The following is a 12,021-nucleotide window of genomic DNA, read 5'->3' as shown; positions in this document are numbered from 1 at the left end:
GGTTGTAACGCCACCCTTCATCACCCCTCACACTAGTCCAGCCTCGCATACACGTTCGATGCCTTGCGGGAGTGACGCGAACATCACGTTCCCTTCCAGGCATGAACCATTTAGGCTCCGGGCACGTCCTCATGAACGAACCGGCAAGCCAGCCGGGAGGGCACCACCAAGACAAGCAACGCGAAACCGTAGCGCTACGCAATACGGCACATTCGCCGCGAACCGGCAACAGACAGCCATCTTGAGAAGAATTTTCGAAGAAAAGCCACGAGCGGGAACGTTTTCGGCCTGGTTGGATGTTGACCCTGGTACGACAGCTCGTCGAGCTAGAGAAGAGGCGACGTGACTACTGTTCTGACCCCCGCGAGCCCGCTGACCGCAGCAGACCGCTGTGACCGTTGCGGCGCCCAGGCATATCTGCGCGTCGTCCTGATCAGCGGCGGTGAACTGCTCTTCTGCGCCCACCACGGTCGCAAGTTCGAGCCGGAACTCAAGAAGATCGCCGCGGAAATACAGGATGAGACGGACCGGCTCACGGCCGTGCAGGCCCAGGCCGCCGAAGAGGAACGGCACTGACACCTCGCATCCACGACGAGCGCGGGCCAGGTCCCGGACCGGCCGACGGGCGGCACCCCCATTGGGGGCGCCGCCCGTTCTCGTTTCCTGGCGGGAATGCCGGTCAGCCGGTTTTCGGCATCCAGCCGATGGCGGCGGAGACCCGTGTGTACACGCCGGGGTATCCCACGCGCGCGCAGCCGTTCCCCCAGGAGACCAGCCCGATGAGCCGTCCACGGGCCACCAGCGGCCCGCCGCTGTCGCCCTGGCACGCGTCGTACCCGCCCAGCAGTTCGCCCGCGCACAGCATCGAGGAGGCGTCGTACGCACCGTTCCTGCCGCCCGGGTAAGCCTGCTGGCACGTGGCGTCCGACAGTACGTGCACCTTCGCGGACCGCAGCGACGTCGCGTAGTCGCCGCCTCCCGTCGTGTCACCCCACCCGTAGACCATCGCTTCCGTACCCGAGGCGTACGCCGCGTCACCGGATTCGGCCATCGGGATCACGTTCTTCGCGGGAAGCGCGTCGGCGAGGGTGAGCACGGCCAGGTCGCCCGCGTTCGTGGCGGGGTCGAAGCCGGGGTTCGTCCACGTCTCCTGCACAGCCGTCTCCTGCCCCCCGGTTCCCCGCAGGGCGTCACGGCCTGAAATGACCCGAAGGTCGTGCACACTGCCGACATCGACGCCGAGCGCCTCCCGGCTGAGGCAGTGCGCGGCGGTCAACACCTTCTTCGGCGCCACCACGACACCGCCGCAGAACTGACCGGCGCGCGCGTCACCGAAGCGATCGCGGCTGGACAGCGCCACCGCCCACGGACTGTCCTTGACGTGCGCCGGCTGACCGCCGACGACTATGCCGTCCTCGGCGGCCCTCGCGGGCGAACCGAGAGATATCAGGGCCGTGGCAGCGACCAGGGCGAGCACCCCGGGCAGAGCACGGAAAACGGTACGGGACATGCGTACTCCTGACTCTGTGGTGAACCGTTCCCACTCAGAGTCGTCCCGTCCGACGTCGGCCGCACGTGCTGATAGGCCGAGGGCCCGGCTCCCCCACGGGGATCCGGGCCCTCGGGCCATGCGCTCCGCGACCTAGTCGAGATAGTCGCGCAGCACCTGCGAACGCGACGGGTGGCGCAGCTTCGACATGGTCTTCGACTCGATCTGACGGATACGCTCACGCGTCACTCCGTAGACCTTGCCGATCTCGTCGAGGGTCTTCGGCTGGCCGTCGGTGAGGCCGAACCGCATCGAGACCACGCCCGCCTCACGCTCGGAGAGCGTGTCGAGCACCGAGTGCAGCTGCTCCTGGAGGAGCGTGAAGCTGACCGCGTCGGCCGGGACGACCGCCTCGGAGTCCTCGATCAGGTCACCGAACTCGCTGTCCCCGTCCTCACCCAGCGGGGTGTGGAGGGAGATCGGCTCACGACCGTACTTCTGGACCTCGATGACCTTCTCGGGGGTCATGTCGAGCTCCTTGGCCAGCTCCTCCGGCGTGGGCTCGCGACCCAGGTCCTGGAGCATCTGGCGCTGCACACGGGCGAGCTTGTTGATGACCTCCACCATGTGCACCGGGATACGGATGGTGCGGGCCTGGTCGGCCATGGCGCGGGTGATCGCCTGACGGATCCACCAGGTGGCGTACGTGGAGAACTTGTAGCCCTTGGTGTAGTCGAACTTCTCGACCGCGCGGATCAGACCGAGGTTGCCTTCCTGGATGAGGTCCAGGAAGAGCATGCCGCGGCCGGTGTAGCGCTTGGCCAGCGACACCACGAGACGGAGGTTGGCCTCCAGCAGGTGGTTCTTGGCGCGGCGCCCGTCCTCGGCAATGATCTCCAGCTCGCGCTTGAGCTTCGGGGCGAGCTTGTCGCTGTTCGCCAGCTTGTCCTCGGCGAACAGACCGGCCTCGATGCGCTTGGCGAGCTCGACCTCCTGCTCGGCATTGAGGAGGGGGACCTTGCCGATCTGCTTGAGGTAGTCCTTGACCGGGTCGGCGGTGGCACCGGCGACGGCGACCTGCTGCGCGGGCGCGTCGTCCTCGTCGTCGTCGGAGAGGACGAAGCCCTTGTTCTCGCCCTCGCCCTCCTCTTCCTCGCCCTTGCCGACCTTTACTTCCTCGATCGCCTCGTCGCCGTCGAGGAGCTCGTCGTCCTGCTTTCCGGACTTCTTCGCTGCTGTCTTCTTGGCCGCCGTCTTCTTCGCGGCGGTCTTCTTGGCAGCCGTCTTCTTGGCTGCCGTCTTCTTCGCAGGGCCGGCCGTGGCAGCGTCGTCGGCCACCACGTTCGTGGCCTCTGCCGACGGGGCGGCAGTGGCCGCGACAGTCCTGGTCACGGTGGTCTTGGCCGCGACAGTCTTGGTGGCGGTGCGCTTGACCGGGCTCTTCGCTGCGACGCTCTTGCGGGCACGTTTGGACGGCTCCGCGGCACTGACCATCAGCGTCACACCCTCTTCCTCGAGGATCTGATTGAGGCTGCGCAGAACATTCTTCCACTGGGTTGGCGGAATCTGGTCAGCCTCGAAGGCCCGACGCACGTCATCGCCGGCGATCTGCCCATCAGCCTTTCCCCGCTCGATGAGCGCCATCACAGACTCGGACTCGGCGATCTCCGGCGGGAGCGTACGGGATGTGCTGGCCGACACGAACAACCTCTCGGAACGATGGAAACGGCTTCCGGCCCGGCCCCGAAAAGGGCTTGAGCCGACGACCGCCGGGCTGGGAATGTACCGGCGGCGCGGGTTTGGCCTCAGAACTCCACAGCGCACTGAATGGCTGCTGTATTCCTTCCGCGGCGGTCACCTCTTAAGTCATCGCACTGCTTCGAGGAGTGTTACGCCCAATCCGCGTGGCCCGAGTCACACCTCATTTGCGACGAACGCGACCAAGGGAGCAAAACCCCACGACTGTGCCGCCGGACCGCGGCGACCCGGCGGCACGCGACTCGCGTACCCCGGCCGTGCGGTACTCAGTGTTCGCGGGGCGCGGGCACCACACGCTCCACCTCGGGGTGAACGACGAGCAGTTGCCGCATGGCCGATTCGGCACCCGCGGCGTCGCCGGACGCGAGGGCCTCGACGATCCGGGTGTGGTGGCCGAGGGAGGCCTCACCGGGTCGGTCACAGCCCGTGACCGGTCCGCCGGACACCTGGAGCGCGGCGGAAACGATGCCCGAGAGGTGCTCCAGCATGCGGTTGCCCGCGGCCTGGATGAGCAGGGCGTGGAACTCCGTGTCGGCCCGGGAGCAGGTGATCATGTCGCCCTGCGCGACCGCATGCCCCATGATCTCCACCATGTCACTGAGGCGCTGCCGGATGTCCTCGCAGCCGTGCTCCGCGGCGAGACGGGCAGCCAGGGGCTCGATCGTCCACCGGAGCTCGCCGAGCTCGCGCCGCTGGTCCTCGCGCTGAGGACCGAAGGCGCGCCATTCGATGATGTCGGGGTCCAGCAGGTTCCAGTCGCTGACGGGGCGGACCCGGGTGCCTACGTTGGGCCGGGCGCTGACCAGGCCCTTGGCCTCGAGAACGCGCAGCGATTCGCGTACGACGGTGCGGGAGACCTCGAAGCGCTGGCCGATCTCCTCCGGCACGAGAGGCCGGTCGGCACCCAGGTCGCCCGAAACGATCATCTGTCCCAGCTGCTGAACGAGTTGCCCGTGGAGGCCTCGGCCCCGGCTGGCCGAGCCCCGGCGGCCGACCCGGCCGAGCTCTGCTTCGGGGCCGTCCCAGGAACGGGCGGCGGCACGCTCGCCGGCCGGCGCCTCCGCGTACGGGTAGCGGTCGAGTTCACCCGGGCCGGCGAGGCCGGAATCGGCGGAGCGGGCGGCGGTCATCATGGTGTGCGCAAGGGTACTCACGCATCCTTTGTCGGCGCAGCTCACTCGGCTCTTGAGGTCTTTGGTGAAAAGCACACGAAAGGGTGATCGCCGCCATCACCTCAATTGACGTTTTACCCGCATAAATCGGGCGCAGCTGTGGAGGGTTACGAGGGACGGCCGGACCCTGCGACCTTCTGAGACCTCCAACGGGCCCTCCACTGAAGGCCGGTGAGGAGATAGGCGAGGGCCAGGGCCGACAGCGACAACGTCAGCGCCACCCCCACCGGATGCGCCACCACCCCCAGGACGGCCGCCGTCCACCGGTCCGTCTCCTGCGGCCAGCGCGGCCACATCAGTTCGCGCAGCCCGGCCGGAAGCCCCGAGGCGGGACGGGATCCAGGCGCCATCAGCAGTTGCCGGACGAGCGGGACCACGAGTACGGGTACGGCAAGTACGGCAGCGACACCGGCCGTTGCCACCCGGAAGACTCCGGCGGCCAGCAGTCCGGCCCAGGCGCAGCCGATGGTCATCGCCACCCAACTCACGCCGAGGAATGCCGCGTTGGAAGGAAAGCGCATCCACTCGTGGCCGTACACAAGACCCACGGCTTCACCGGAGAGCAGCATGGCCGCCAGGGCCAGCGCCGCCGCGGCGCCGGCGGTGACCGCCAGTTTCGCCAGCAGCAGCCCCAGGCGACGTGGGACGGCGCCACGGACCGCGACCAGGGCGGGGTAGCGGAACTCGTCGCCGTACGAAAGGGCGCCGAGCAGCCCGGCACCTACCGCGGCGGGCGGCAGCGGCAGCAGTGACGGCCAGGCCGCCAGCACCTTCGGAAGCGGGACGTGACCGGTGCGGGCGAGAAGCACCGAGAGAACGACGGAGGCGACCAGCACTGTGCCCGCGATCAGCGCTGTCGTCCGGACCCCGAGCAGGCGGCGCAGCTCGTAGCGGAGCGGGTGCAGCGGGCCGCGGACCAGATCGCGCCGGGCGGTCGGCAGTCCTGGCGCTCTCGGCCGTGCGGCCGGCCGCACGGCGTGTGGCCCGGCGCCACCGGCAGCCCCGGCGACGCGCTCGAGGACTCGCGGCGCAGCAAGGCCCTGCGGGCCCTCGTCGCCCCCGCGCGCCCGGGAACCGGCATCGCCCACCTCGTCGGCCAGCCGGTGCACCGGGAGCCCGTTCCGGAACGCGATGTCCCCGATCTCCGCGCAGCTGGAGCCGTACACCGCGAGGTGACCGCCGTCCTCGGACACCACCTCGACCGAGCGCCGGGCCGCCCTGGCCTCACGGCTGACGGCCGCTGCGAGACGGGCCGCGTGCGGACTGCGGACCGCGACCCGGGGGCGCAGCCGGGTGCGGGAGAAGTCGTCGGCGGCCTGGTCCGCGACGAGGCGGCCGCCCTCGATGGAGACCACCCGGTCGGCGGCCCGTGCGGCTTCCCTGGGGTCCGCGGTGGTGTAGAGCACGGCTGCGCCCCGGTTCGCGTGAGCCCGCAGCAGTCCGTGCAGCCAGCGGCCCTCGCGCGGGTCGAGGCCCTCCGTCGGATCGTCGAGGACGAGTGTGTGGGGGCCGCCGAGCAACGCCGAGGCGAGGGCGAGCCGACGGTCCATGCCGAGCGAGAGGGTGCCGATGCGCCGGTCCCCGAGCCCGGTGAGGCCGACGAGCTCGAGTACTTCGTCGGCCCTGGCCGCGGGCACGCCCGCGGCGGCGGCGAGCATCCTGAGTTGCCCGCGGGCGGTCCGGGCGGGATGGCCCGGTACGTCCCCGAGCAGCACCCCCACCTCGCGCGCGGGGTGAGGAATCCGGTGCAGCGGCCTGCCCCGGAAGTAGGCGACCCCCCGCCCCGGATCGAGTTCGAGCATGAGGCGGAGAGCCGTGGTCTTGCCCGAGCCGGGGGCTCCCAGCAACGCCGTGACGCGCCCCGGCCGGGCTTCGAAGGTGAGGTTGTCCACGGCGGCCGGAAGACCGCGGCGTGGGGCGCTGGTGATTCCGATGGCCTGGAGCATCGCTTCTCTCGCGGTAGGTGAGACCGCTCGGCGGCAGGACGGTACCGCAGAAAGATAACGCGACATATCCGACTTTTCGCGCAGCACCCGTGCCGTGGTGTTCCGCTCGGTCAGACCTCGGGCCTCAGCATCGGAGGGTTGAGCACGGTGGCCGCACCGGCCCGGAAGAGCTGGGCCGGGCGCCCGCCCTGACGCGTGGTCGTCCCACCGGTGGGCACCAGGAAACCGGGAGTGCCGGTGACCTTGCGGTGGAAGTTGCGCGGGTCGAGGACCACACCCCACACCGCTTCGTACACCCTCCGCAGCTCGCCGACCGTGAACTCCGGAGGGCAGAAGGCGGTGGCCAGCGAGGAGTACTCGATCTTGGATCGGGCTCGCTCGACCCCGTCGGCGAGAATCCGCGCGTGATCGAACGCCAGCGGAGCCTGGCCCTCGTCGTCGTGAACGAAGCTTCCCTCCGACCCGAGCAGGTCGTCGACCAGCGACCATCGCGCGCTGTGCGCGTCGCCGCCCGCCCTCGGAGCAGGAAGATCGGGGGCCAGGGCGAGATGGGCGACGCTGACGACCCGCATCCGGGGATCGCGGCCGGGGTCGCCGTAGGTGGCAAGCTGTTCGAGGTGGGCGCCGTTCCCGATCGCCGGGGCGACCGGGTCCTGGGCGCACAGGCCGGTCTCCTCGACGAGCTCACGCGCCGCCGCGGCACCGAGGTCCTCATCGGCTCTGACGAATCCGCCGGGCAGCGCCCAGCGCCCCTGGAACGGTGACTCACCACGGCGTACCACGAGCGCGCAGAGCGCATGGCGGCGCACTGTGAGCACGACCAGGTCGACGGTGACAGCGAAGGGCGGGAAGGTCGACGGGTCGTAGGGCGGCATGCGGTGATCATAGTCGTCTCCCTGACGATAAGCACTCCCTTCGCCGTTCTCTTCGGGGAAGTCTTCGCCGACGGCGCCCCGCCGGGACGGAACCGCTCGTGGATCACCTTTTGTCGCCCGGCGCGCGCCGCCCGGGGGCGGCTTGCCCGGACCGGCGCCGGGCGGTCGCCGATTCGGGACGGGTGGAGCCGGACGGGGCCCGCTTGCGGCGCGCGGCCGTCGGCCGCGCCGCACGGAGCTTTGTGCTCCGTTCCGGCCCGTGCACGCGCCGCCGCTTCCGGGCCTCGCGCTCCCCCCGCAGACAGCGGCGCAATGTCTCCGGGTCCAGGCCCTGGTTGCACGCCTCGTGCAGGAGCTGGGCGAAGGTGTATCCGGGATCCAGCCGCAGGGCGAGCCCCAGCGCGACCCGTGCGGCCGGTTCGTCGCCCGTCGACCAGGAGACCCAGCCGACCAGGGTCAGCGGCGCCACGGCATGCTCCTCGTACGGCGTCACGCAGCGGCGGGACAGCGCACGCCACAGCCGTAACGCCGCATCGGCCTGCGGGCCTTCCATCCATTCCGCGACCCGGTCCCGGGTCTCCCGGTCCTGGAGGCCGAGAATCATCGCGGCGGCTTCGTCGGAGCCGACCAGCCGGTCGTCGTTGAGGTCGGAGACAGAGGGCGTCGCGGCCGGGACCTCACCGAAACGCTCGACGAGCCGCCGGGCCAGGTCCAGGGTGTCCCGGGCCACTTCCTCGCGCCCCTCCTCGTCGAGGAGCCTGGGCAGCAACTCGGCTCCCGCCATGTCGAGTGCCCGTTGCTGGCCCGGCACTGCGGAGGTCTTCAGCGGTGCGAGCCGCGCCTCCATCTCCCGTAGCGATCCACGCACTTGGATACCCGCGTACGTGGCGGCGGCCGCCATCACCGACGTGCCGGGCATGGCCAGTTGATTGCCCTCCGCCGGGCAACAGCGCTCGTCCGGACAGCAGTAGGACCAGTAGCGGCCGTCGGAGATGCAGAGGGCTTCGAGCACCGGCACGTCCAACGCGCCGCAGGCCCTGCGCAGATGCTGGGCGAGCGGTCGCAACCGCTCCATGAGCCGGCCGCCGGACTCGCCTTCGGCGGGATCCTGGCAGAGGAAGACGACGATCGCGTCCGGACGCTCCCCACGCCGCTCGCTGCCCTTGATCAAGCACTCCGCCAGCTGCTCGGAGACGGGCTCCCACTCCTGGGGCGATTGCGGGATGCCGAGCCGGAGGCGGCCGCCGAAGCGGCCCCGGCCGCCGTGCAGGGCGACCATGACCACGCTGTCGTTCGGGTGGAACCCCATGAGGTAGGGAAGGGCGTCGGCAAGCTCGGCGGGGCCGCGCAGGGTGATCTGCCGCGCGTCGGCCGGGCCGGTGGATTCGTGGTGCTGGTTCATGGCACGACCGTCCCGCGTACGGCCGGATTCCGCGACCCCTGTGGATAACTCTGTCCACAGGGGTCTGGGGGGTGTTCGCCAGGTGACGTGGTCGTCGGGTTTCATGGGAGGGACGACCGTCGTCGGCGGGCGCGGAGGCCGTGGTGGAGGGCCGGGCACGCCGCTTTCGCGTGCCGGGTCAGCCCGCCGCGGCGAGGACAAGGGGCAGAACCTGCCCGCTGCCCGCCCGCCTGAGCAGTCGGGCGACGACCGCGAGGGTCCAGCCGGAGTCGGTGGCGTCGTCCACGAGCAGTACGGGACCGGGGGTGCGGGCCAGGGTGTCGGCCAGTTCCTCCGGGACGGCGAAGGCGCCGGAGAGTCCCTTGAGGCGCTGGGCGGAGTTGCTGCGCCGGGCCGCGTGCACGCCGTCGGGTCCGGTGTACGTCAGGGCGCCGAGGAAGGGTAGGCGGCCGACCTCGGCGATCCCCCGCGCGAGGGAACCGACCAATTGCGGGCGGGTCAGGGACGGCACGGCAACGACTCCCACCGGCCGGGCGGCGGCATCCGGAGCGCTCGCCGCCCAGCCCCCCGGGGAACGGGCCCAGTCGGCGAGGACCGCCACCGCGGCCCGCAGCACGTCGTCCGGTACCGGTCCGTCCGGCGTGCTCGCGGCCAGGAGCGGGCGGAGCCGGTTGCCCCAGCCGATGTCGGAGAGCCGCCCCAGGGCACGCCCGGTGGAGCACTGCTCCTGGGCCGGAATGCGGCCCTTGAGCTCGATGCCCAGCGCAGGCATTCCCGTCGGCCACATGCGGCGCGGCTCGATCTCCACCCCGGGGCGGTCCAGTTCCTTCGTCGCGCCCGTCAGTGCCTCGGTCGACACGGTGGTATCGGCCCAGGCTCCCGCGCAATTGTCACAGCGGCCGCACGGGACCGCCCCCTCGTCGTCCAGCTGGCGGCGCAGGTACTCCATCCGGCACCCGGAGGTATTCGCGTAGTCGCGCATGGCCTGCTGCTCGGCCGCCCGCTGCCGCGCCACCCAGGCATAGCGCTCGGCGTCGTAGACCCACTCGGCGCCGGTGGCCGTCCAGCCGCCCTTGACGCGCTTGACCGCACCGTCGACGTCCAGCACCTTCAGCATCGACTCCAGGCGGGTGCGCCGAAGGTCCACCACGGCTTCCAGGGCCGGCACGGACAGCGGCCGCCCCGCCCCGGCCAGGGCCGAAAGAGTCTGGCGGACCTGCGCCTCGGGCGGAAAGGCCGTATCGGCGAAATAGCGCCAGATGGCCTCGTCCTCCTTGCCCGGAAGCAGCAGCACATCGGCGTGCGCCACCCCGCGCCCGGCACGGCCCACCTGCTGGTAGTAGGCGATCGGCGAGGACGGCGAGCCGAGGTGGACCACGAAGCCGAGGTCCGGCTTGTCGAAGCCCATGCCCAGGGCCGATGTCGCGACCAGCGCCTTGACCCGGTTCTCCTGCAGGTCCGTCTCGGCCTGGAGCCGGTCGGCGTTCTCCGTCCTTCCGGTGTACGAGGCGACGTCGAAGCCGCGCTGCCGCAGATACGCGGTGGCCTCTTCGGCGGCGGCGACGGTGAGGGCGTAGATGATCCCGGAGCCCGGCAGCTCGTCCAGGTGTTCCGCGAGCCAGGCCAGCCGGTGCGGGGCGTCCGGCAGCCGGACGACGCCCAGCCGCAGGCTCTCCCGGTCGAGCGGGCCCCGCAGCACCAGGGCCTCACCGGCGCCCGTGCCCAGCTGCTCGGCCACATCGGCGGTGACCCGCGCGTTGGCCGTCGCCGTGGTGGCCAGCACCGGGACGCCGGGCGCGAGCTCGGCGAGCATCGACCGCAGCCTGCGGTAGTCGGGCCGGAAGTCGTGTCCCCAGTCGGAGATGCAGTGCGCCTCGTCCACCACCAACAGGCCGGTCGTGGCGGCGAGCCTGGGCAGCACCTGGTCCCGGAAGTCCACGGAGTTGAGGCGCTCCGGGCTCACGAGCAGGACATCGGTCTCGCCGCGGTCGACCTCCTGGTAGATGGCATCCCATTCCTCCGGGTTGGCCGAATTGATGGTGCGCGCCCGGATACCGGCGCGCGCGGCGGACTCGACCTGGTTGCGCATCAGCGCCAGCAGCGGCGAAACGATCACCGTGGGGCCCGAGCCGCGTCGGCGCAGCAGCGCGGTGGCCACGAAGTACACCGCCGACTTGCCCCATCCCGTGCGCTGCACGACCAGCGCCCGGCGGCGCTCCTCCACCAGGGCCGACACCGCCTGCCACTGGTCCTCCCGCAACCGCGCCGGGCCCCCTGGATCACCGACGAGCTCGGCGAGGATGGCATCGGCTTCGGCGCGGAGCTCCAGGTTGTCCATGCCTCCATGCAACCCGATGGCTCGGACAATCGGCGAATCCGCCCCGTGTCGCGGGCGCGGTCTCCCGGGCGGTCGCCGTGACGGCCGGGGCGGCCCGGCCGTCCGGGGCGGACGGGATGTTTCCGCTGGTCCCCCGGCGTTCGGGCGGGACGGGAGGCATCGGCCGGGCCGGACGTGGGCAGGGATATCAGAGTCATTCCGGCGCATTCCCGTCAGCCGCGCCAATTGCTCGTTGCCGCCCGCCGGTGCGCCGGGAAGAATTGGAATCGCTCCCCGCACCGTCCCTTCCGCGGCCCGGAAGGGCCGTGCCGCGGTGCGCCCTCACTCGACCCGCCCGCACCGTGGGCGCGTACGCGAAGGGAGGATCGTGACCTTCGGATTCGCTCCGTCCGCCGCCACCTCGATATCGGCGTCCGCCACTCCGGCCAACCGTCTCGCCAGGACGCTCGAACCGGCCGAGTGGGCGGAGGCGGGCATACCGCTGCTGCGCAGTCCCCGCGAGGTCGTCACCGGCCTGCACTCCCGGCACGGCCCCACCCCCGCGACCGCCGTGGTGGCCGTGCTCGACCACGAGGAGCGCGTCAGGGCCAGTGCCTCGTTCACGCGCCGGGCCACGGCGGCGGACGGCTGGGAGTTCCGCAACGCGCTGCTGGCGCATCTGCGCCGGGTCGTCCCGCACGACCTCCGCCTCCGTACCCCCGTCCGTACGGCGGTGCTCCTCTACTGCCGTGAGGGGGACGAGCGCTGGACGGAGGAGGACGGGGCGTGGATGTGGGGTCTGCGTGACGCCTGCACACTGCACGGGCTGCGGTGCGGGGCGTACATCACGCTGACCCGGAACGGCTGGCGGGTGCTCGGTGAGGGCCGGGGCGGGCGACGCCCCGACGCCCTGTCGCGGCCCGCCGCCCTCGGCGACGCCTCGCCCGGCCAGGAGCCGGCTCCGCTGCGTACCGGCGGGGGGGGGGGGGGCCGGCCGCGGGCCCCCGCCGCGCCCGGCTGCAGACGGCCCGCGCCGGCCGGGAACAGGGCGGACCGGCCCAC

The 12,021-nt window shown here is 71.3% G+C and carries 9 protein-coding genes; 2 read left to right on the top strand and 7 right to left on the bottom strand.

Features of this window, described 5'->3' with window-relative positions; genetic code table 11:
• Positions 1-342: 342 nt before the first annotated feature.
• Entirely contained in the window at positions 343-576 is a 234-nt protein-coding gene (locus ACFCV8_RS10200; protein ID WP_366296780.1) for a hypothetical protein, read from the top strand.
• Positions 577-679: 103 nt separating this feature from the next.
• On the opposite strand, the gene ACFCV8_RS10195 is transcribed toward ACFCV8_RS10200, so the two are convergent.
• The 7 genes from ACFCV8_RS10195 to ACFCV8_RS10165 all read right to left on the bottom strand — a co-directional run bounded on the left by ACFCV8_RS10195 (position 680) and on the right by ACFCV8_RS10165 (position 10,980).
• On the bottom strand, positions 680-1,510 hold the full coding sequence (locus ACFCV8_RS10195) for a trypsin-like serine protease (protein WP_376684850.1): 831 nt from the start codon (positions 1,508-1,510) through the stop codon (positions 680-682).
• 132 nt (positions 1,511-1,642) lie between these two features.
• A complete protein-coding gene (locus ACFCV8_RS10190; RefSeq protein WP_376684849.1) occupies positions 1,643-3,190 on the bottom strand; it encodes an RNA polymerase sigma factor in 1,548 nt (515 codons plus the stop codon).
• Positions 3,191-3,513: 323 nt separating this feature from the next.
• Complete coding sequence (locus ACFCV8_RS10185; protein WP_376684848.1) at positions 3,514-4,401, bottom strand: FadR/GntR family transcriptional regulator; 888 nt, start codon at positions 4,399-4,401, stop codon at positions 3,514-3,516.
• 125 nt (positions 4,402-4,526) lie between these two features.
• Positions 4,527-6,365 (bottom strand): ATP-binding cassette domain-containing protein, encoded by a 1,839-nt coding sequence (locus ACFCV8_RS10180; RefSeq protein ID WP_376684847.1) that lies wholly within the window; start codon positions 6,363-6,365, stop codon positions 4,527-4,529.
• 110 nt (positions 6,366-6,475) lie between these two features.
• Positions 6,476-7,240: an NUDIX domain-containing protein gene (locus ACFCV8_RS10175; protein WP_376684846.1), complete on the bottom strand. Its 765-nt coding sequence runs from the start codon at positions 7,238-7,240 to the stop codon at positions 6,476-6,478.
• Positions 7,241-7,343: 103 nt separating this feature from the next.
• Positions 7,344-8,642 (bottom strand): DUF4192 domain-containing protein, encoded by a 1,299-nt coding sequence (locus ACFCV8_RS10170; protein WP_376684845.1) that lies wholly within the window; start codon positions 8,640-8,642, stop codon positions 7,344-7,346.
• Between the two features lie 178 nt (positions 8,643-8,820).
• On the bottom strand, positions 8,821-10,980 hold the full coding sequence (locus tag ACFCV8_RS10165) for a RecQ family ATP-dependent DNA helicase (protein ID WP_376684844.1): 2,160 nt from the start codon (positions 10,978-10,980) through the stop codon (positions 8,821-8,823).
• A gap of 367 nt (positions 10,981-11,347) precedes the next feature.
• On the opposite strand from ACFCV8_RS10165, the gene ACFCV8_RS10160 reads away from it, so the two are divergent.
• Positions 11,348-12,021, top strand: a 674-nt coding sequence (locus tag ACFCV8_RS10160; protein ID WP_376684843.1) for a hypothetical protein, incomplete at its 3' end; no start/stop codon positions are given.

It is taken from the genome of Streptomyces sp. NPDC056347 (assembly GCF_042262625.1).
In the GTDB taxonomy this organism is placed as follows: domain Bacteria; phylum Actinomycetota; class Actinomycetes; order Streptomycetales; family Streptomycetaceae; genus Streptomyces.
Note: the sequence above shows the minus strand (reverse complement) of the source record. Positions and strands in the feature narration are given on the sequence as shown.

Excerpts from the sequence above, each read along its gene's own strand:
- ACFCV8_RS10195 (WP_376684850.1), bottom strand. The coding sequence starts at position 1,510 with ATGTCCCGTACCGTTTTCCGTGCTCTGCCCGGGGTGCTCGCCCTGGTC.
- ACFCV8_RS10180 (WP_376684847.1), bottom strand. The coding sequence starts at position 6,365 with ATGCTCCAGGCCATCGGAATCACCAGCGCCCCACGCCGCGGTCTTCCG.
- ACFCV8_RS10175 (WP_376684846.1), bottom strand. The coding sequence starts at position 7,240 with ATGCCGCCCTACGACCCGTCGACCTTCCCGCCCTTCGCTGTCACCGTC.
- ACFCV8_RS10170 (WP_376684845.1), bottom strand. The coding sequence starts at position 8,642 with ATGAACCAGCACCACGAATCCACCGGCCCGGCCGACGCGCGGCAGATC.
- ACFCV8_RS10165 (WP_376684844.1), bottom strand. The coding sequence starts at position 10,980 with ATGGACAACCTGGAGCTCCGCGCCGAAGCCGATGCCATCCTCGCCGAG.